The 19712-nt window shown below is 56.8% G+C and carries 20 protein-coding genes; 13 read left to right on the plus strand and 7 right to left on the minus strand.

Annotated elements, in window-relative coordinates; genetic code table 11:
* Position 1: 1 nt before the first annotated feature.
* Positions 2-2680: an IPT/TIG domain-containing protein gene (locus tag LGM71_RS29250; protein WP_226117805.1), complete on the minus strand. Its 2679-nt coding sequence runs from the start codon at positions 2678-2680 to the stop codon at positions 2-4.
* A 521-nt stretch (positions 2681-3201) separates the two neighbouring features.
* Here LGM71_RS29250 and LGM71_RS29255 point away from each other — a divergent pair.
* From LGM71_RS29255 to LGM71_RS29310, 12 genes are all read left to right on the plus strand, one after another.
* Positions 3202-4344: a cytochrome-c peroxidase gene (locus LGM71_RS29255; protein ID WP_226117807.1), complete on the plus strand. Its 1143-nt coding sequence runs from the start codon at positions 3202-3204 to the stop codon at positions 4342-4344.
* Positions 4345-4457: 113 nt separating this feature from the next.
* On the plus strand, positions 4458-5105 hold the full coding sequence (locus LGM71_RS29260) for a lytic transglycosylase domain-containing protein (protein ID WP_226117810.1): 648 nt from the start codon (positions 4458-4460) through the stop codon (positions 5103-5105).
* Positions 5102-5572, plus strand: coding sequence for a type II secretion system major pseudopilin GspG (gene gspG, locus LGM71_RS29265; protein WP_226117812.1), 471 nt, complete (start codon positions 5102-5104; stop codon positions 5570-5572). The genes LGM71_RS29260 and gspG overlap by 4 nt, the downstream gene beginning before the upstream one ends.
* Positions 5573-5595: 23 nt before the next feature.
* A complete protein-coding gene (locus LGM71_RS29270) occupies positions 5596-6780 on the plus strand; it encodes a type II secretion system F family protein (RefSeq protein WP_226117814.1) in 1185 nt (394 codons plus the stop codon).
* Positions 6777-8462, plus strand: a complete 1686-nt coding sequence (locus tag LGM71_RS29275; protein WP_226117815.1) for a GspE/PulE family protein — start codon at positions 6777-6779, stop codon at positions 8460-8462. The genes LGM71_RS29270 and LGM71_RS29275 overlap by 4 nt, the downstream gene beginning before the upstream one ends.
* 250 nt (positions 8463-8712) lie before the next feature.
* On the plus strand, positions 8713-9267 hold the full coding sequence (locus tag LGM71_RS29280; protein ID WP_226117817.1) for a hypothetical protein: 555 nt from the start codon (positions 8713-8715) through the stop codon (positions 9265-9267).
* Complete coding sequence (locus LGM71_RS29285; RefSeq protein WP_226117819.1) at positions 9209-9790, plus strand: hypothetical protein; 582 nt, start codon at positions 9209-9211, stop codon at positions 9788-9790. The genes LGM71_RS29280 and LGM71_RS29285 overlap by 59 nt, the downstream gene beginning before the upstream one ends.
* Entirely contained in the window at positions 9787-10404 is a 618-nt protein-coding gene (locus LGM71_RS29290) for a hypothetical protein (RefSeq protein ID WP_226117821.1), read from the plus strand. Before LGM71_RS29285 ends, LGM71_RS29290 begins: the two co-directional genes overlap by 4 nt.
* 536 nt (positions 10405-10940) lie before the next feature.
* Complete coding sequence (locus LGM71_RS29295) at positions 10941-13310, plus strand: secretin and TonB N-terminal domain-containing protein (RefSeq protein ID WP_226117823.1); 2370 nt, start codon at positions 10941-10943, stop codon at positions 13308-13310.
* A 10-nt stretch (positions 13311-13320) separates the two neighbouring features.
* The gene (locus LGM71_RS29300; protein WP_226117825.1) at positions 13321-13797 is read left to right on the plus strand and encodes a type II secretion system protein; all 477 of its coding nucleotides are present in this window, start codon (positions 13321-13323) and stop codon (positions 13795-13797) included.
* Positions 13784-14212, plus strand: coding sequence for a type II secretion system protein (locus LGM71_RS29305; RefSeq protein WP_226118137.1), 429 nt, complete (start codon positions 13784-13786; stop codon positions 14210-14212). Before LGM71_RS29300 ends, LGM71_RS29305 begins: the two co-directional genes overlap by 14 nt.
* The gene (locus tag LGM71_RS29310) at positions 14199-14717 is read left to right on the plus strand and encodes a type II secretion system protein (protein WP_226117827.1); all 519 of its coding nucleotides are present in this window, start codon (positions 14199-14201) and stop codon (positions 14715-14717) included. The genes LGM71_RS29305 and LGM71_RS29310 overlap by 14 nt, the downstream gene beginning before the upstream one ends.
* Before the next feature lie 378 nt (positions 14718-15095).
* Here LGM71_RS29310 and LGM71_RS29315 read toward each other — a convergent pair whose 3' ends face one another.
* From LGM71_RS29315 to LGM71_RS29325, 3 genes are all read right to left on the minus strand, one after another.
* Positions 15096-16124: a hypothetical protein gene (locus tag LGM71_RS29315; RefSeq protein WP_226117829.1), complete on the minus strand. Its 1029-nt coding sequence runs from the start codon at positions 16122-16124 to the stop codon at positions 15096-15098.
* Positions 16125-16263: 139 nt separating this feature from the next.
* The gene (locus tag LGM71_RS29320; protein WP_226117831.1) at positions 16264-16452 is read right to left on the minus strand and encodes a hypothetical protein; all 189 of its coding nucleotides are present in this window, start codon (positions 16450-16452) and stop codon (positions 16264-16266) included.
* 111 nt (positions 16453-16563) lie between these two features.
* The gene (locus LGM71_RS29325; protein WP_226117833.1) at positions 16564-17373 is read right to left on the minus strand and encodes a hypothetical protein; all 810 of its coding nucleotides are present in this window, start codon (positions 17371-17373) and stop codon (positions 16564-16566) included.
* Positions 17374-18028: 655 nt separating this feature from the next.
* Here LGM71_RS29325 and LGM71_RS29330 point away from each other — a divergent pair.
* Complete coding sequence (locus LGM71_RS29330; protein WP_226117835.1) at positions 18029-18409, plus strand: hypothetical protein; 381 nt, start codon at positions 18029-18031, stop codon at positions 18407-18409.
* Here the strand turns inward: LGM71_RS29330 and LGM71_RS29335 are convergent.
* The 3 genes from LGM71_RS29335 to LGM71_RS29345 are packed head-to-tail and all read right to left on the minus strand — an operon-like array spanning position 18394 to position 19702.
* Positions 18394-18693, minus strand: coding sequence for a hypothetical protein (locus LGM71_RS29335; RefSeq protein WP_226117836.1), 300 nt, complete (start codon positions 18691-18693; stop codon positions 18394-18396). The two genes, LGM71_RS29330 and LGM71_RS29335, sit on opposite strands and share 16 nt — an antisense overlap.
* Positions 18694-18710: 17 nt before the next feature.
* Positions 18711-19184, minus strand: a complete 474-nt coding sequence (locus LGM71_RS29340) for a hypothetical protein (protein ID WP_226117837.1) — start codon at positions 19182-19184, stop codon at positions 18711-18713.
* Between the two features lie 17 nt (positions 19185-19201).
* Entirely contained in the window at positions 19202-19702 is a 501-nt protein-coding gene (locus LGM71_RS29345) for a hypothetical protein (RefSeq protein WP_226117838.1), read from the minus strand.
* Between the last annotated feature and the right edge of the window lie 10 nt (positions 19703-19712).

Here is a 19712-nt window from a genome sequence, read left to right on the forward strand (position 1 = left end):
GTCATTGGCCGTTAAGCGTGAACGTCGCACTGCCGGTGTCGGTTCCTGAGGGAGTGATGGCGATGGCATATGTTCCCGATACCGATAGACTCACCGTACTAGTGGCCGCATTGCTACAAAGATTCGAGCTCGCCATTCCGGAGCCATCTGGCGCTCGTAACTGAACGGAGCCAGAACCGCAGCTTGGAAAATTGGAATTCGTCGTCACGAGGCTCACCTGCTGTCCTGCAGTACCGCTGAAGGTGAGGCTCATCTTCTGTCCAGGCACTGTGGTGCCCAGCGTGACGGGCGAACCGCCAAGTGCAATTGTGGCCGTTGGGTCCGAGGGAACGTCGTACAACTGGAACGTAGCACTGCCGGTAGATCCTGCATTGGGATAAGCCGCAATGGTGTACGTGCCGGTGGTTGGCAGCGTAGTCGCACCGACGAAACTATTGCTGCACAGGTTTGTTCCAGCCAAGTGCGATCCGTCCGGACCATTTATAAACGTCGATGTCCACAGGCATCCCGGGAAATTTGAATTGGTTGTGAGCAAGCTCACTCGATGGCCTGCCGTGCCGTTGAAGGTCAAGCTCATATTCTGGCCGGGCACTGTCGTGCCCAGCGTGACGGGCGAACCTCCGGGTGTGATCGTCGCTGTTGGGTCCGAGGGAACATCGTACAACTGGAACGTAGCACTGCCGGTAGATCCTGCATTGGGATAGGCCGCAATGGTGTAGGTACCGGTGGTTGGCAGCGTAATCGCACCGACAAAACTGTTGCTGCACAGGTTTGTTCCAGCCAAGTGCGACCCGTCCGGACCATTTATAGAGACCGAGGTCCACAGGCATCCCGAGAAATTTGAATTGGTCGTGAGCAAGCTCACCCGCTGCCCTGCCGTGCCGCTGAAGGTCAGACTCATATTCTGGCCGGGCACTGTCGTGCCCAGCGTGACGGGCGAACCTCCGGGAGTAATCGTGGCCGTTGGGTCCGAGGGAACATCGTACAACTGGAACGTAGCACTGCCGGTGGATCCTGCATTGGGATAAGCCGCAATGGTGTACGTGCCGGTGGTTGGCAGCGTAACCACACCGGCGAAACTGTTGCTGCATAGGTTTGTTCCAGCCAAGTGCGATCCGTCCGGACCATTTATAGAGACCGAGGTCCACAGGCATCCCGGGAAATTTGAATTGGTCGTGAGCAAGCTCACTCGATGGCCCGCTGTGCCGTTGAAGGTCAAGCTCATATTCTGGCCGGGCACTGTCGTGCCCAGCGTGACGGGCGGACCTCCGGGTGTGATCGTGGCTGTTGGGTCCGAGGGAACATCGTACAACTGGAACGTAGCACTGCCGGTAGATCCTGCATTGGGATAGGCCGCAATGGTGTAGGTACCGGTGGTTGGCAGCGTAATCGCACCGACAAAACTGTTGCTGCACAGGTTTGTTCCAGCCAAGTGCGACCCGTCCGGACCATTTATAGAGACCGAGGTCCACAGGCATCCCGAGAAATTTGAATTGGTCGTGAGCAAGCTCACCCGCTGCCCTGCCGTGCCGCTGAAGGTCAGACTCATATTCTGACCGACCGTTGTCGTACCAAGCGTGACCGCTGGTCCACCGGGAGTGATCGTCGCAGTCGGATCCGGAGGAACGCTAATCAGCGAGAATGTGACACTGCCGGTTGTATTGGCTGAAGGGCTTATGACAATCGTGAAGCTGGCGGTCACGGGAAGCGCGACGGGAGTAAGAAGGGTCCCGTTGCAAAGATTGGTGGTGCCGGCGACCGTACCATCAATGTTGAGTATCTGTATGGTGCCGGTGGAACACGAACCAAAACTGGAACTTGTAATCAGCAAGGTCGCGCGTTGGCCAGCTGTACCGTCGAACAGGATCATGCCAATCTGATTGGCGGTACTCAATGTCACAGATTGCGAGCTTCCCATTGCCATGCGGCCAGTAACTGCGACATCTGCCACCACGTGAGTGCCGGGCGGTACAAAGAAGTCCTGGCTGCTGGTCGCCTGACCGTATGGGGTCGTTATCCCAAAGTGGCCTGAGGTCGAGAAGGGCGGAACCGTGGTTCCAATCGTCGTCGTTGTCGCACTGGATACTTTAGTTACGCGGGTGTTCAGGACAACATTGTCGTCGATTGTGGTTGCTCGAAAGTTTGCTCCCGTAATCGATACTGTAGTACCGGCTCCTCCGATCGTCGGAGTGAAGCTTGTGATCGTGGGAGCCTGCCCCGATACCACGGAGAAAGAATTCGTGCTCGTCGCGCTCCCTGCCGGTGACGTAACGGAGATCGGTCCGGTGGTAGCACCAGCCGGCACTGTAACAACCAGCTGATTTAATGTTGCTGAGACGATCGTAGCTGTCGTCCCGTTGAAGGCTACGGTATTCTGGCTGGCGGTTGTGGAAAATCCAGCGCCCGAAATCGTGACGTTCGCGCCAGCCGGCCCGCTTCCAGGCGAGAATGCGACGATCGAGACGGCGCTGTTACCGCGCCAAATCGACACGATGTTCCCCAGCGCATCGTAGTTATATGCCGCAGTGTTTCCACCATCATCGACCACTCCAACCAAGCGACCTAGCTCGTCATAGGAGAGGTTGTACGTCGACGCCAGTGACGACACGCTGGCCGAGAGCAACGCAAGTACTGTGGCAACTTGCGCTGTGCGGGCAAAACGAAAAGATCGACGCAACATCGCCTATACCCCCGTCTGTGGGTACATCGGACAGCGACAAAATATAGGATAACGAACTATTAGGGAACAAACTACGGAGAGGAAGGGAACGAACGGGATAGATGCTCTGCACTGAGCACGTCAGACGAGGATTGGCGGCATCCGGACATGACGACGGCGGGCGCGAGTGTGCTCCAGTCGCTGCTGAGAATGATTAGCATTTAATTCCCCGAAACCATTTAATAATTCTGTTAGCTTTCGTTGTTATGCATTGTCTGCGTTTGCAGCAATGACCTGTGTTTTAGAGTATGAAAATTTGATAGTCAACATCGAAATCGCCAAATAAATCGTGTGACGAATAAAGATGGAAAATGACCCCACTTTCACGCATCACTCATTCAATCGCCGTGCGCCGTCTACTTCTAGATCTACAAAGAATGACAAACGTTTGCGCCAAATAAATCCCTTGTACGATTCTCAGCATGTGCTAGCTTCATCGTTACCGGACGTTTTTTACTTCGGTTCACGGGGTGATAAAAGAAATGGACACGCACGTCGTCGGCGGGCTACCGATCCAAAATTACATGCCGGCGCTCACGGGACGATGCGTTGCCATGGCCATGGCGATGGCTGTCGCCATACCGCTCACGGCGCGTAGCCAGGAGACGACCGATCGCGTTGGCTTGCCACCTGCAATACGCGAGGCCGGTTCGCCTGGCGGGTCAAATGCGATACGGCTAGGCCAAAGAATCTTCTTTGATAAACGACTGAGTGCTGACGGAACAGTGAGCTGCGCAAGCTGCCACCAACCCGAACGCGCCTTCACGGACGGGCTGCCACGATCGCGTGGTGTGGGCGGTCATACAGGAACTCGCAATGCGCCGAGTCTGCTCAATGCTCCGCTCGTCAACACACAATTCTGGGACGGGCGAGAATCTTCGCTGGAAACTCAGGCGTTGGAACCCTTCGTAAACCCTGTTGAACAGGGCCTCGATAATCTCAATTCGCTGCTCGGAATTATTCGGGCCGATACAGGGTATGTTCAAGGATTTAAGGCAGCGTTTGGTGTTTCCGGACGCGCCATCACCACGCAGCATGTCGCGCGGGCGATAGCGAGCTTCGAACGTAGCCTCGTCGTCGGCGACTCAGCGCTCGATCGGTATTATTTCCGTGGCGACGCGACCGCACTTTCTCCAGAGGCCGTGCGAGGGTTCTTGCTGTTTGTGGGACGAGCACGTTGCTCGAGCTGCCACACAATAGATCCGGCGGCTGCCACTTTCACCGATGAGCAGTTTCATACTCTTCATGTCGGAATGTCCCGCATTGATGGTCGACTCGCCGATCTGACTCAGCAGGTCATCAAATTGCGGAACCACGGCGCCTCTGTTGCGACCCTCGTGCTCAGCAACAACGATATCGCCCAACTCGGCCGATTTGTTGTAACGCTTGCCCCTGAAGACATTGGCAAGTTTCGAACACCAAGTCTTAGGAACGTCGCGTTGACCGCTCCGTATATGCATGACGGAAGTATTGCGACGCTCGAAGAGGCGGTGGACCAGGAAATCTACTACCGTACGGCGCAAAGTGGCAACCCATTGATTCTCACGCCGAAGGAAAAGCACGATCTGATCTCGTTTCTGGAGAGCTTAACAAGCAGCACGGCACTGTCAAAGTTGAAAAATTGACTTGCGCTGGAAAGCAGCGTTCGAGTCACGCAGTTAAAACGACAATAGGTGAGACGCCATAGACTCAGTAGGAGTCGATGTATTCGGTGCCACCTTTCTTGGGGAAAGTGGGGATGAAAGGCAGATGTTCTCCGTGCGTGGCGTCTTTGCCCGTCATCGCGATCGCCATTTTTCTACAAGCTCTGCCCTGCGCTTTTGGCGACGTATACCTTACGCGCCTGGACGACGGAACACCCGTCTACAGCGACGCACCCCGCAACAGGGAGTCCCGGCGAATTTCCATTTCGGCGGCGACCCCTCGCCCCCCTTCGAAGCTTGCCGCCACGCCAAAGCCTCTGAATTCGAGGTTGCCTTGGGATATTGTGGTCAAAGACATTGCCGCGCAACACGAAGTAGACCCTGCCCTCGTACAGGCTGTCATCGACGTCGAGTCCCACTTTAACCCGAACGCGAAATCAAGCGCTGGTGCCACCGGGATGATGCAGTTGATGCCGCGGACGGCCTCTCAGTATGGCGTGACCGACGCCTTCGATGCATACCAGAACATCGATGCTGGCGTCCGGCATTTGAAGATGCTGCTCGACCGATATCATGGCAACGTTGTTCTAGCTCTATCTGCATATAACGCGGGCGAGCGAACGATCATTGCACGTCACCGTCTGATCCCACCGTACAGGGAAACGATGCTCTACGTTCCCAAAGTATTAGCGCGTTACGAAGTCTACCGGGCAACAAAGGTCGAGCAGGGGGGAATCCGATGAAATTCCTTGGAACCGCGATCGGTAGCGAAGCTGCCGCAGAGCATCCGCTGTCACGTGCGATCACTCGCGCCCGGGGATTCACCTTGCTCGAGTTGCTAGTTGTCATCGTGATCATTGGCTTGCTCGCCTCGTACGTCGGGCCCAAGTATTTCGCCCAGGTGAACAGGTCAGAAACGACGCTTGCGAAGGCGCAACTCGCATCTTTCGAGAAGGCGCTCGATGCGTTTCGGTTGGATACCGGTCGCTATCCCACCACCGACGAAGGACTGAATGCGCTCCTGGTACAGCCGTCGACTCTTGCGAACTGGAACGGTCCGTATCTAAAGAGAGAGGTTCCTCCCGACCCTTGGGGCCGGCCTTACCAGTACAAAGCGCCAGGCCCGAAGGGGGATTTCGAGGTCAAAACTCTTGGCAAGAGTGGCACGCCTGGTGGAACCGGCGAGAACGCCGAAATCTCCATTCCTTGATCTCCTCAACAAGGGGCCCAACGATGCGTTTCGATGCTCGCGTTCTAAGTGCCGACCACCGTCTCGTTCAGGTGACGGTTGAAGCTGGTGACGCGTCAGCGGCAAGGCGGCAACTTGAAGCGCAATCGCTACGCCCGATTGATATTCGGCCAGCAATCGTTGGCCAAAGGATGAGGGGACGCTTTCGATTCCCGGTCGTGCTATTTACGCAAGAGCTCCTGGCGCTGTTACGTGCGGGTCTCGCGATTGTCGAGGCATTGGAAGCGCTCGAAGAGAAGGAGGCGGTGCAGAGTACGAGAGCACTCATTGGACGGCTCTTGCAGGCGCTGCGCGAAGGAAATCGATTCTCTTCCGCCCTTGCTGAACACACATCCGTGTTTCCGCCCATTTACATTGGACTAGTCCGATCGGCTGAGGGTACAAGCGATCTGCCGGTTGCTCTGGAGCGCTACGTCGAGTATCAGCAACGCGTCGACACCGTTCGAAACAAGATCACGAGCGCTTCACTCTACCCGGTGATTCTCTGTACGGTGGGTGGCGCCGTGACGGTCTTTTTGATGGCCTATGTAGTGCCGCGCTTTGCGGTCATCTATCAGGACACGGGCCGACCGCTTCCCCTGCTGTCCCTTGCAATGATCAAGGTTGGGCTATTCATAGGGGAGCATTCCCTCGCCATTGCGATTGCCGCGATCTGCGGTGCCACTCTTGCATTTGCAGCGGCACGTTCATGGGTAATGCGTGGTGGGCTGGGGCAGCTCCTCTCGTCCATGCCATTCGTTGGCGAGCGTGTGCGTACCTATCAACTATCACGTCTCTATCTAACGCTGGGCGTTCTGCTCGAAGGGGGTATGCCAGTCATGGACGCACTGCGAAGCGCCAGGGCCATTATTCCCCGCGCCTGGGACCAGGCGTTTGATGGCGCGACCGGCCACGTTGAGGCCGGCTATGGGCTTGCCGCCGCGTTCGAACGTCACGGACTTACGACGGCGGTTTCACTTCGCATGCTACGCGTGGGTGAACATTCGGGCCAAATTGGACAGATGCTTCGGCAGTCCGCGGAATTTTACGAGGGGGACATTTCGCGCTTCGTCGACAGGTTCACACGTACATTTGAGCCTCTACTGATGGCCACGATTGGAGTGATCGTCGGCGCGATCGTGATTCTTCTGTACATGCCGATCTTCGATCTGGCTTCGAGCCTGCAATGAACACCACCTGGTCGGTCTCGCCGTTGGACCCCGCACTGATTGACCAGGCGCGTGATCTTGTACGGCGGTCCTCGGGGAACATGATCGATGCGCTGCAGACGACGATGGGGGCAAGCGGCCGGGAAATTGTCGCGTTGCTTGGAAGCCACCTCAACTGGCCCGTCGTGGAAACGGCCGATATGAGTGCGGCTACACCTGCATTCGATCTGCTACCGCTCGTCAAGGCTCTGCAGCGAGGAGCCCTGGTATTACGGACCGCGGCTGGTGATCTTTGGGGCGTGGTCGCGGATCCATTTGATGCAGATCTGCAGATATGGCTTGATGCTCATGCCGGTGCGCCATTGCAGTTTCGCCTGGCTGTCGCTGAAGACATCCGGGCTTACCTTGCCAAACAGGAGGAGCGCACCCGTGCGGTGGACGGCATCCTGGCGGTCGCGGGCAGCGATGCCGGCGACAGGCGGAATACGCCGGAGCTATCGTATGCGGCAGCGGCAGACGGGGCGAGCCCCGCTGTCAAACTCGTCAACTCCACTCTATACGACGGACTGAAGGCCGGTGCATCCGACGTACATTTCGAGTGCCATGCGAGCGGCCTCGGTGTCAGGTACCGCATCGATGGTGTACTCGTGGTAGCGGCAACATTTAACGGCGTGGATTTGGCAGAGCAGGTCATCTCCCGACTCAAAGTGCTGGCTGATCTGGATATCGGTGAGCGACGGATTCCACAGGATGGAAGTTTCCGCGTAAGTGCGCAGGGGCGCGATATCGATTTGCGCGTTTCTATCATGCCAAGCGTTCACGGTGAAGACGCCGTGATCCGAATTCTCGACAAGCAGGCAATGATCGAAGCTCACGGCAGCCTGAGCCTGCATGCGCTCGGCTTTGACGAGTCAACGCTCCGGACGCTGCGTCAACTGGCCGATGCGCCCCACGGCATGCTGCTGGTCACGGGCCCCACTGGCTCGGGAAAGACGACAACCTTGTATGCCGTAATTGCGGAGACCCATTCCGGTCATGACAAGATCATCACCATTGAGGATCCGGTTGAGTACCAGCTACCCGGCGTCTTGCAGATTCCCGTGAATGACAAGAAGGGACTGTCGTTCGCCCGTGGTCTCCGGTCGATCTTGCGGCACGATCCCGACAAGATCATGGTTGGCGAGATCCGGGATCCGGAAACGGCCGAAATTGCAGTTCAGGCTGCCCTCACCGGCCACCTCGTCCTAACCACGGTTCACGCCAACAACGTATTCGACGTCTTTGGTCGATTCACACACATGCGGATCGACCCCTACGCCTTCGTATCATCCTTGAATGGTATTTGCGCACAACGCCTGCTGCGCTTGACTTGTACTCGATGTCGTGAACCCGCCCGCCCTACCCCTGAGCAATTGCTTAGCGCAGGTCTGCACGCAGAAGATTCGGATCGCTTCACATTCGTAACAGGTGCGGGATGTGGGGACTGTCGGGGCACTGGATATCGTGGACGGAAGGCAATCGCTGAGATCTTGACTCTCAACGATGAGATCCGCGAGATGATCGTAGAAAAAGCGCCAATTCGGCAAATTAAGGAGGCTGCGTACAGGCTAGGAACTCGCTCTTTGCACAAGACGAGTTTGGATTGGGCCACACGGGGGCTCACCACACTTGAGGAGGTTCGACGTGTGGCAATGGTCACGTGAAGCCGCTCAACTCGTGGTCGCTCAGGATCACGTTTCATTTTGTCGACGCCCCGCAACGGACGCGGTTGCTCCGGTCGTGCAGTCGTCGGTGCCAATCTTGACATCCGTTGAGGATGCAGTGGCGTCGTGCCTTGCCAATCAACCAAAGACGAAGTTTGTGATCGATATCGTGGTTAGCGACGCATACGCCAGATTCTGGATCGTTGCACCTCCTAGGAACGCATCCACACGGAGGGACCTCAAGCTATGCATGTTGCTGCGATTCGAAGAGCTGTTTGGTGATTTGCCCGACATCTGGAGCCTGCAAGCTCATTGGCACGCAACCAAGCCAATTATCGCCAGCGCAATTCCATTGTCACTCATCAACGCGATTCGCTCAGGAGTTTCGTCCAGTCGCATGGGTGTTAAGCGCTGTGTGCCCCGCTTTGTAGCCGAATGGAACAGGCACTGTCGGTCGTTCCGCCAGGGGGAAGCGTGGTTCGCAGTGTCCAGTGACTCAGCTTTCACCGTGGCACTGATTCAAAACAGGCGCATCAGTTTTATCCGTAAGGTCCGACAACCATTCGGCGAAGAGGCCGCCTTGAGCACTGTCGCATCAACGCTTCGAAGCCTGGCGTTGTACTACGACGGGCCCGCACCGCAAACGGTCATATTGAGCGGTGACGTACCTGTGACCTGGCACGAAGCTGATATCGGCGGATTCCATTTCAAACGACCGCAAGGCGCCAAGCTACAGCCAGATTCCGATGAGTCTCGTGAAGCGGATTCAGGACACGGGCATAGAAATGATGCGCCTGAACATTGATTTTGCGGCATCGATCGGACAGTCACGCTGGCGGCTCCGTTCGCCGGCCCTCGTCCTTGCACTTGTCGGCATAGGGCTATGTGCTTGGGCAGGCATTCGTATCGATGAAGTGCTTAGTATGACCGAGAAAGTCCGGGCGCGAGAAAACCATCTCGAGGCCGTTCTTACGACGCGTGAAACCAGGAATCGCCAACCTCCACCGCCTCCCGAGGCCCAGGTGCGCGCCGTCAATCAAGGAATTAGCCGTCTAAATGTACCGTGGGGGGATTTCTTCGAGTCGCTACAGAGCGTGGCTGCGCCGCATGTGACGCTGCTCGCAATCGAGCCCGAAGCGGCGACCTTCACCATGAAAGGCGTGGGCGAAGCAGCCGGGCCGGAAGGAATGGTTCAGTACATCGAGGCTCTGAGGCGGAATGGATTTTTTACAAGCGTAACCCTCACCCATCACGAGATCAACACATCCGATACCAACTTGCCGATACGCTTCAGGTTCGACGCGACTTGGCGAGGAGGCGAGCGATGAAGCGAACCGTCCTCAACTTCACTCTGTGGCTCGCAACGTTTTCCACGGCAGAATGGATTGCGGCGGGGACATTTGCGTTAGGTCTGCTGCTGAGCTGTGTCGTCGCACCATTGATGGCTCGTGACCTGAATTCGTATAAGGGGCAACTACGTCAGCAAGAGCGCAACTTCCAACGATCAAGCGGGCGGCAGGTTGCCAGCGTCAGCGAGGCAGAAAACCGGCTCAATCACTTTTACTCTGTGCTGGTCCCTGAGGATCAGCTCGAGCGGTCGGTTGGTAAGCTCTTCGAGATTGCGAGCGTCTCAGGCGTGAAGCTCGAGAAAGCCGACTACCACTTGGCTACTGACAAGGCCGGACAGTACGAGACCTATCAGGTCGATCTGCCAGTTCGGGGAAGCTACACGGCTATTCAGATGTTTTGCGAGCAGACGCTGGCCGAGCTTCCAGCTGCATCACTGGACGCGCTCAAATTCCATCGCGACAAGGTCAGCAATATTCAAATCGAAGCGACGCTTCGGCTGACAATCTTTGCCGGCTTGCGTACGTCGCGTCCGTCACCGCGCCGACCGTCACCACCAGCAGGAACCCAATTGGTCTCGGGAACGACGAAATGAAGATGCGCCGCATTCTAATGGCGGGCGGTCTCGTCGCCTCAGCTCTCATCGCGGTGTTCGGAGATCGATCGAGCCCGGGGGAGGCGGTAGGCGCGACACGCCGTGCGCTCGTTCCGACGTCCGAAGGCGCTCCAGGGTCTGTACCGGCGAAGACGGCTAGCGCATCAGACCGTGTCGATCCCGACGCTCATTCAAGTGGTGTTTTGCTGCTGCGTGACCGTGCCTCCGCGACCATTCGCAAGCAGGACGCCGCACCTTTTGCTGTGACATCCTGGACTCCGCCTCCGCCCACTTCGTCCGTCGAACAGAAGCCTACCGCACCACCACTGCCGTTCAGCTACCTCGGTAAAGAACTTGAAGGCGATCAGTGGCGGGTCTTTCTAGCTAAGGGCGACGAGGTACTGATTGTCAAGGCCAACGACGTAATAGGCGATACATATCGAGTCGAAAGTATCACTCCGCCGACTGCGACCATTCGCTACCTACCTCTGAATGAGGCACAACAGTTGAATATCCAATAGCGAGTCGCGTCGGCCATGTCAACCAAATCTACTCTGTTCGGAATCGTCCTCGTGACGATGTTGTCCGCATGTGGCACTGATAGAGCGGTGCGCACGGCGCATGAGTCCTTCGATGCTGGAAAGGTGGACGAGAGCCTCGCGACGTTACGAGTGGCACTCAAGAATGACCCTACAAACGCTGTGCTGCGTGCCGAGTATCTAAAGTTACGCGATCAGGCCGTCGCGACGTGGCTGGAGACAGCCAGAACCGCAGTACGCAAAGGCAATGTGCCAGCAGCGCGCGAGAACTATCAGAACATCTTGAAACTTGACCCGGACAATGATCGGGCGAAGTACGGTTTGCTACAACTCGATGCTGACGCGATCCACACAAAGTGGTTGGAACAGGCGCGAGCGATGGTCGCCAAAAAGGACGTTGACGGAGCGATCCCGTTGCTGAAGAGAATTCTCGCGGAGGACCCCGCCAATACGCCTGCTCGGGCACTATTGAAGTCCCTTGATGATCCCGTCGAACGGCCACCTCTTAACGCGAAGATGACAGAGGCACTGAAGCGGATGTTCACAATCAACTTCAAGGACGCCACCCTTGCACAGGTTTTCGAGGTCATGTCGCGCACATCGGGCGTCAACTTTGTATTTGACAAGGACGTACGCACTGATCAGAAGACGTCAGTTTTCCTGAATCGCACGACTGTTAAGGAAGCGATCGATGTCGTGTTGATGACCAACCAGTTGGAGCAACGCATCCTCGATGGGAACACGATCCTCGTCTACCCCAACACACCGGCGAAACTGAAAGACTACAAACCATTGACGGTACGCACTTTTTTCCTGGCACATGCAGACCCGGAACAGGTGGCCAATACGCTGAAGACGATAGCCAAAGTCCGCGACCTCGTGGTCGACAAGAAGGAAAGCACCGTCATCATGCGCGACTCACCGGAAAACGTATCAATTGCGGAAAAATTGGTTCAACTTCTGGATCTACCAGACCCGGAGGTGATGCTGGAGGTAGAGATCCTGGAAGTTGATCGCAACCGCCTCTCAAGCCTCGGCATCAAATATCCCGATCAGCTTACACTGACGCCGTTACCGAGCGGCTCAAACAATACACTTACGCTGGCCGATCTGGGCCGCCTGACGACGGCCGCCGTCGGTGCGGCCGTACCGCCACTCACTGTCAATGCAAGTCTCACGACGACGGATACAAATCTGCTTGCAAATCCTCGCATTCGAGTGCGTAACCGCGAGACCGCCAAAATTTTGATTGGCGACAAGGTTCCGAACATCACGTCTACTTCGACCGCAACCGGCTTCGTGTCGTCGAATGTTCAGTATCTCGATGTGGGGTTGAAGCTCGAGGTCACGCCGATCATAGCTGCTGACGGCGAGGTTGAGATCAAGATCAATCTGGAAGTGAGCAACATCGCGAACCAGCTGACGACATCGCAAGGCACTATCGCTTATCAGATCGGTACCCGATCTGCGGCCACGGTACTACGACTGAAGGATGGCGAAAACCAGGTTCTCGCTGGCCTCATCAACGACAACGATACACACACGGCAAACAAGGTTCCCGGACTCGGCCAACTTCCGCTACTGGGCAGGCTCTTTTCCAGTCACCAGAACGATGGAAAGAAAACCGAGATCGTCCTGTCGATCACACCTCATCTTATTCGCACCCTCCCCAGTCCCGATGCACGACTGTTGGCGTTCGACTCCGGCACAGAGTCGAACTCGCGCAGCCTGGTGAGAAGCGATGCCAATGTAGACACCAGCTCGCAGCCCAACCCGGCACCAGTTAGTCCCTCGTCTGCGAAACCGGCACCCGCAGGACAAGTGCCACCAAGTGCAGGAAGCGCAGGCACCTCGCCACCCATCGGCCCGAGCGCTTCTACTCCGGTCGCGCCTATCAATGGAGCGGTGAATCCCGTACCTGAGCCGGCGACTGGCGCCGCACAGGCAATCTGGCTTGCACCTTCGCAAGCCAAGGTTGGCCAACCGTTCACAGTGCAACTTGTCATGAATTCGGGGCAGCCCGTGACCGGCATTCCGTTAGCGATTGGCTACGATCCGAAGAAGCTGGAGGCAGGCAATATCGTTGAAGGCGAGTTTCTGAAACAAGGGGGGGCGCCTACCAGTTTCCAGGTTCGAGCTGACCCTGCAGCTGGGCAAATCTACGTAACCGACACTTATACGGGTGACGGTCAGTCGAGCGGCGCAGGAGCGACAGGACAGGGGGCAGTGTTCACGGCCACGTTCAAACCGATCGGGTCCGCTAATCCAACTGCGCTTTCTGTCGTGTCCATGATGCCGGTCGGGCAAAACGGCGTCACCGTTCCGCTTGTATTGCCGGCACCACAGGCAATAGTCGTCTCACCCTGAAAGGTGTCTCATGCGATGCAGTCAGGATGGGTTCACCCTCATCGAACTTCTCATTACGCTGGCCATCCTAGCCGTGTTGGCCGGCATTGCGTTACCGACAGCGCAGGTATCGGTCCAACGCGTAAAAGAATTCGAGTTGCGACGGGACCTTCGCGAAATCCGCACGGGGATCGACGCCTACAAGGATGCAGCGGACCACGGACGCATTGAAAAGCCCGCCGACAGCACAGGCTACCCGAGAAACCTCAATGTGCTGGTCGACGGCGCCGAGGATATCCGGGATCCTCGGAAATCGAAAATCTATTTCTTGCGACATATCCCGCGCGACCCCTTTTGCGCCGATGAAAACGTCGGTGATGTTGACTCATGGGGAAAACGCAGCTACGCGAGTGATGCAACGGATCCGCAGGAGGGGGACGATGTCTACGACGTCTTTTCGAAATCGACGGTGGTTGGGCTTAACGGGATCCCGTATCGCCGGTGGTAACGGTCCCGTTCGATCTTCAGGAGAGTCGAGATCGCGTGACCTCGGTAGATCGAATGGATTCACGCTTATCGAGCTGCTGGTTGTCATGGCGATCGTGGCCATGCTCCTCACTCTCGCAATTCCAAAGTATTTCCAGAGTGTTGAGACCGCCAAGGAAGCCGTTTTGCGAGAAGACCTGCGAGTGATGCGCGAGACCATCGACAAATACTACGGAGACACGGGCCATTACCCTGACAGCCTTACGCAACTTGTGGACAAGAAGTATCTGCGCGCGATGCCGATCGATCCCATTGCCGGTCCGACGGCCGAGTGGAAGATCTTGCCGCCTGACGACCCAGACCAGGGAAAGGTCTATGACGTAAAAAGCGCTGCACCAGGTAGCGATAGAAACGGAGCGAGGTATGCCGACTACTAGTAGACGCCGCGGAATCCCAGCGACAGGTTTCACATATCTGGGGCTATTGATATTCGTCGCGATTGTCGGGATTGTCTCGGCTACTGCAGTTTCACTCGGCTCGATTGCTCAGAGGCGGATTGCCGAAGACGAGTTACTGTTTGTGGGATTACAGTTCCGGGCGGCTCTCAAAAGCTACTATGAAGCGACTCCGCCCGGCGGCGACCCTTATCCCATTTCGCTACAGGCTTTGTTGAAAGACTCGCGTTTTCCGACCGTCGTCCGGCACCTGCGGCAGATCTACGTAGACCCACTAACGGGAAAAGCGGATTGGTTGCTTGTTACGACGCCGACCGGTGAGATCATGGGAATCAGTAGTGCGTCTGACCAGCATCCGATCAAGGTCGATTGCTTTCCCCCGCCATTTGAAGTATTTGCAGGAAAGAAACGCTATTCGGAATGGGTCTTTTACTATCAAATTTCGGCGGTCGCAGCCGCGCGTCCTTCGGCCGCCTCTGGTCCCTAGGTCGGCGCTGTTGTGAACACGTTTCCGTCTAGATTGATATCGAATACGCGCGTCGACGTGTGGGGTGCCTTTTGTTTGTTGAATTATTTTTCATTCGCGCGGCCTGCAAATCAAATATTTATTACGGCATCATTTTACATATTTGTATCTATTAATTTTTTTGTAGTGCTAGATTGAAATATCGTGTTCTAGCCATTAAGAAATGTCGCGTTTGGACCTCGGTAAGCTTGCCGGCCCCCTGCTTTCTCAATCGGCGGTGAAATCGATATCAACGTGTACAGCATTTTTGCGGCGGGCGCAATGTAGTCGCTGCTTTTTGTACCGGTAGCGATCTCTGCGCGAGGCCGCGCAGCGGTCCTGATAACCATCGCGAGAACGTCACTCCGGGTTTGCGCGCGGCTTGTTGGGCCCAAAGAAGCGAATGGCACTCGGTGCCAACGACAACCCGGCGCTCAATCCGAGCATGAGCAGGCTGGTGCCATGCGTCCACTCGGTTTCAAACTGACTCAGCGCAATCCCCAAGACCAAGGGGGTAGCCACCCACATGCTGAATCGCCGCCAATCAAAACGATTCGATTTTAGATCCCAGATCGAGCGAGACACGATTTCGTCGGCGACATTCAGCCTATCCCGAACCTCTTGCAGATCCAAGGTGCGCTCATGCTCAGCCGTCGTGTTCGGGTTTCGGTGCAAGCGGCGTTTGAAAATCTCGCTGCGTACGGCATGCTCGTCGGGGGCGTCTGATAGTTCTCTCCAGTGGAGCGTTTTCACCCCATAGGACTGCAACAGCAAAATGGATGTTCTTGGCCGGCGTAGGACCTGCAGGTGGCGCCCGTCGAGCACGACCAACCATTCATCGCGCTCATCGCTAGGCTCGATGATTGCGAGTCGTTCGGCTGCGGGGTAGGACGCCTCCCGCACCCAGGTAGCTATCGCAGGTTGGTCGTGCGCGCGCATGAAAGCTACCCGATGCTTACCTTCGTGCGCCCAGAATATTCCCAATGGCCTTACCCAGATGTAGCACGAGTTGCTCGTCGAACCGAATGTCCCAGCATAACCGGCGATCTTTTCCGGCACTTTGTCGGCCTCGACATGCTCAGGAAGCCCTTTGATACTCGCACCGAGAACATGTCGCGGGTTCACGTAAGCTCTGAAGTACTGCTGCTCATTCTGCTCCCAGTCCACGAACGGCAGGACAAGGCGCAGCAGCGAATCGCCGAAGTAAGCACAGGTGTTGCGCGAATCCATCCAGTCGTCAAGGAAAGGTTGGCCAACCAAGCCACGTGCATGGCGATCCATCGACAGCTTCAAGTTACATAGCTCAGAGACCACGTCAATGATGCGGCCCGACATCATCTGGTTAGTGAGATCCCTCGGCGGCGTCTCCTGTGCTGAAGCGGTACTCACCTTGCGTCTCCTCTATCGACATGCTGCGCCAAATCGGGAACCGCAGCGAGATCGAATTTGTGAAGTCAACCCCTTGGCCAGAAACGAACTGACATCGACGGTCGACGTGAAAGTCTGGGGGCCCGGGTCTTTTCCGTGCTTACTTCGCGTTCGAGTATTGAGCTTGCAGCACGCTCACATCCTGCGTCCTTTCCACGACGTGCGGCCGATAGCGATGCGCTTGCGCGGCGATACTCGCAAGACCGGGCAGTTGCGGTATCTCCAGCGCGTCCTTCGACAGCGCCACACGAAACCGCGCCATCGCTTCGGTGCGGTGACAGCTCGCCATTTAGGAGTGCTTAACTTGCTTGAGTATCGTTACCATTGTTTTTCGATCAGTTACCTCAACGGCCTTGTGTTCGGTGTATCCGTATTCGTCCATCGCGTGATTTTCCTTGGTCTACGGCAAATTGCGTTGTTCTCTGCGGAGGAAAAGATCCTTCGCGAAATCAAAGAAATTCTCTTCAAGCCGCGCCATCTTCCCACCGCATATCGCTTGCAACACTTCAGGACTAACCTCTCTCCCGAATCTATGGCGCGACCCGTCGGCGGGATCCAGGGGTTCGTTCAACACAGCAGATAGCACACGCATCGACTGCAACTGTCTTGCCGTAGGGGGACGTGCCGTCTGCCATTCATCGGCGTGCCGCACGTTGTTAGCCGAAGCGACTACTACCTGACCAAAGGAACACCCTGCAAACCGAGGCACAGCTGCGTCCCATTCGTGCTGGACACCTTCGATATCCGCCCTGAACGACTGAAGCGCGTTAGACAGCGCTACTACGATCGCTCCCGCATAAACGCCTCGGGCGACTTCGACCGCGCCTCTTTCATCATTTATTCGGTGATACGCGTCATAGTCGAGACTGGTCATTGGATGGGGGGACTTCTTCGCGGCGATCGCAAATTGCTCTTTGAGCGCCTGGTCGAGTCGTGTCACGTCGTCAACCAACGGGAACACCGAGTCGAACATGACGGAAAGGACCGGAAAATTGAAGCGCCACCAATTAACGAGCCGAAAAAAAGCGTGGTAATCCGGGCTCGTCATCATAAGATCGCCGCGTCTTGTCAGCGCCAGATCTCCATTCACGACCGCGAGATCCCCCGGGGTCGTCAGCAGAGTAATCTCGTTGCGATCCACAACATCGTCATAGTCAGGCACCGCGGGCTTTGCAGTGCCGCTATCAGTTGCAATTTTCTCTATTGACATGTTTTCCTATACAGGGAATTTTGCTCGAACAACGGCCGCGAGCCGTTCATGTGACGCCCTATTGGCCGGAAAATTGCAACCGGGAGGGGCAATCGCACCTGCAGCGAAAAATTCACTCACTCCACACGATCGCAGCCGATCCTTTGCTTTGTTGCCCAAGGCAGCGACCAAGGCATTCGGGAACATAGCCAACTGCACGTGCAGGTAACGCGCTCCGCACTCGCGTACAACACTGATCGGCACGGATCCACCTTCCTTGCTTGCGGAACATAACACCGAGTCAGTGATCCAAGTCCACCGCATCTGGGTATTAAAATCTGCGCCTGGCCAGCACGCGTCGAGCAGCTCGCGCACGCGTCGGTGAAACAGATCCTTACCCGTCTCGAAAGCCTCCCAGGCATACCGAGCAGCCGATTCTTGGCGCCCACGACTAGAGCCGTCATCCATATGCGACTCGGAGTGGTGAGGGTCACCCGGCTCTGCCATCACGAGCACGAGACGGACCTCAGCCAGCCCCCCGATTGCTCCACAGTATCCACGCGGCACATGCCCGCGCGCTGGCGCCCAGGAAACCTTGTTTCGACATCCACCCGCCAAGCCCGCGCACGGCTCATAAGCAGGTGCCAAGCGGTTTAAGAGATCCGAGGACGGCAGGATGCGATTGGCTCTGAGCGTCATGGCGTTTTCCGTGCTACTGACAGTATTGGCGATACGCATCCTGCACCTCACCGCACTGCATTGCTGCGGCGGCCGGGCTCACGATATCGGCGAATTCCTTCGAGCAAACCTGCCTGCCGCGCTCCATGAGCGTCCGACATCGAAGCTGGGCTTGTTGCACATCGAGCTTTCGGACGCAATCGGCGTGCTCGGGGGTTCCTCGGGCGAATCCGTAGTCATCGCATCGCTGCTTCAGCGCATCGAGGTTCTGTTGTGCGCAGGCAGGCACCACGAGCGCCCCGAAAGCGATGAAGACAGCCCATGCGGCAATTCGATTGATGAGGTGCATCGCGTTTTCCGATCTCAGCAAACCGCGTAGGCGCGCAGTGCGTCGCTGGCCGCGCGTTCGTACATCCACGCCTTATCAGGGCCGTCTTCACACGTTCGCGCGATGACATTCGCCAGATGCGATACTGCGCTACGCCCCGGCTCACCCATTTCGGCCGCCAGCAGTTCGACCAGGACTGCGTCGGCCGAATGCTCGTAATATTGCCAGCGGAGCGCGTTGCCGCGAGCATCGCCGGGACGCTCCGGCTTCTCGCCACACGCGGCGCAAATGGCCCGAGCCACTACTGCTCGCACTCGTTCTTGATGAAGATCCATGAGCGTTTTCCTTGTTGTTACCCTCGCTCGGTCACGCGATTCCATGACCGGTACTTCCATGGGACCACATCTTCAAGCGCCGTGATCTTTGGATACGGCATATCTGCTTCGTGCGTCCCGGTCAGGCTGTATGCTGCGGCAATCTTGAGCTCAAGGATCGCCGTGCGTTCCTGCGGTATGAACGCCCACGGAGTTACCGGCCAGCATGGATTTACGCACAGGTCCCGGACCAAAGCTGCCCGAAGCGCGGGCCAATGGGATTTCCACGCCAACAACCGTTTAGCGAGGTCCGACAGCCCGGTCGCGTACGAAATCTCACATAGAAAGACATGCTCTTCGCGTAGATCGACTGCCACGGCATCGCAATACCAGTGCGGGCCAGTCTGATCAGGATTCGCGCCCGGATTCAACTGAATGCAACACTCCGTATTTATGAATGTCGCCCGGTCGGCGCGCAAATAGTCGGTCACGATGCCCTGATAGTAGTCCATAGTTGCGCCCGCTTTTCTTAAACCGGTTCATTGGGCAACCACATGAGCGCGCCGTCGCGCTCAGTGCCGGCGATCGCAGTCCACGTCCGACCGTCTTCGGCGATCGCGATGCAGCCCGGTTGCCAGTGATCGGGGTTCCGCAACTCACTCACCCAGCTCTGCACTTCGCCGTCGAATATCACGACGACTCCACCACGTCCGACGTAACCGCGCTCTTCCCGCCAACGTCGCGCCACTTCGATGGGTTCCATAGCAGTCTGCCTGTTTTCCGTTCCGCTACTTCGATTGATCGAGGCGATCGCATAGCGCCAGACCTGATGGCGTAGCACGCCAGCAGCCGAGATCATCACGCGTCGCAAACCCTGCTCGGTACATTGCTGCATCGTATCCACGTTGCAGATGCGGGATCCGTTCGCCATCACCGCCGACTCGGCGCCTGGCTCGGCCGCCCAGCCATGAGACAGCCATCGCATGACACGGACCTGCACAACAGTCAGCTTGGGCGAGATCGCTTCCATCGCGTTTTCC

The organism is Burkholderia sp. AU33545 (genome assembly GCF_020419685.1).
In the GTDB taxonomy this organism is placed as follows: Bacteria; Pseudomonadota; Gammaproteobacteria; order Burkholderiales; family Burkholderiaceae; genus Burkholderia; species Burkholderia diffusa.

Coding starts and splice junctions, on each gene's coding strand:
- LGM71_RS29250 (WP_226117805.1), bottom strand. CDS start 2,680: ATGTTGCGTCGATCTTTTCGTTTTGCCCGCACAGCGCAAGTTGCCACA.
- LGM71_RS29255 (WP_226117807.1), top strand. CDS start 3,202: ATGGACACGCACGTCGTCGGCGGGCTACCGATCCAAAATTACATGCCG.
- LGM71_RS29260 (WP_226117810.1), top strand. CDS start 4,458: ATGAAAGGCAGATGTTCTCCGTGCGTGGCGTCTTTGCCCGTCATCGCG.
- gspG (WP_226117812.1), top strand. CDS start 5,102: ATGAAATTCCTTGGAACCGCGATCGGTAGCGAAGCTGCCGCAGAGCAT.
- LGM71_RS29270 (WP_226117814.1), top strand. CDS start 5,596: ATGCGTTTCGATGCTCGCGTTCTAAGTGCCGACCACCGTCTCGTTCAG.
- LGM71_RS29275 (WP_226117815.1), top strand. CDS start 6,777: ATGAACACCACCTGGTCGGTCTCGCCGTTGGACCCCGCACTGATTGAC.
- LGM71_RS29280 (WP_226117817.1), top strand. CDS start 8,713: ATGTTGCTGCGATTCGAAGAGCTGTTTGGTGATTTGCCCGACATCTGG.
- LGM71_RS29285 (WP_226117819.1), top strand. CDS start 9,209: ATGAGTCTCGTGAAGCGGATTCAGGACACGGGCATAGAAATGATGCGC.
- LGM71_RS29290 (WP_226117821.1), top strand. CDS start 9,787: ATGAAGCGAACCGTCCTCAACTTCACTCTGTGGCTCGCAACGTTTTCC.
- LGM71_RS29295 (WP_226117823.1), top strand. CDS start 10,941: ATGTCAACCAAATCTACTCTGTTCGGAATCGTCCTCGTGACGATGTTG.
- LGM71_RS29300 (WP_226117825.1), top strand. CDS start 13,321: ATGCGATGCAGTCAGGATGGGTTCACCCTCATCGAACTTCTCATTACG.
- LGM71_RS29310 (WP_226117827.1), top strand. CDS start 14,199: ATGCCGACTACTAGTAGACGCCGCGGAATCCCAGCGACAGGTTTCACA.
- LGM71_RS29320 (WP_226117831.1), bottom strand. CDS start 16,452: ATGGCGAGCTGTCACCGCACCGAAGCGATGGCGCGGTTTCGTGTGGCG.
- LGM71_RS29325 (WP_226117833.1), bottom strand. CDS start 17,373: ATGTCAATAGAGAAAATTGCAACTGATAGCGGCACTGCAAAGCCCGCG.
- LGM71_RS29330 (WP_226117835.1), top strand. CDS start 18,029: ATGCGATTGGCTCTGAGCGTCATGGCGTTTTCCGTGCTACTGACAGTA.
- LGM71_RS29335 (WP_226117836.1), bottom strand. CDS start 18,693: ATGGATCTTCATCAAGAACGAGTGCGAGCAGTAGTGGCTCGGGCCATT.
- LGM71_RS29340 (WP_226117837.1), bottom strand. CDS start 19,184: ATGGACTACTATCAGGGCATCGTGACCGACTATTTGCGCGCCGACCGG.
- LGM71_RS29345 (WP_226117838.1), bottom strand. CDS start 19,702: ATGGAAGCGATCTCGCCCAAGCTGACTGTTGTGCAGGTCCGTGTCATG.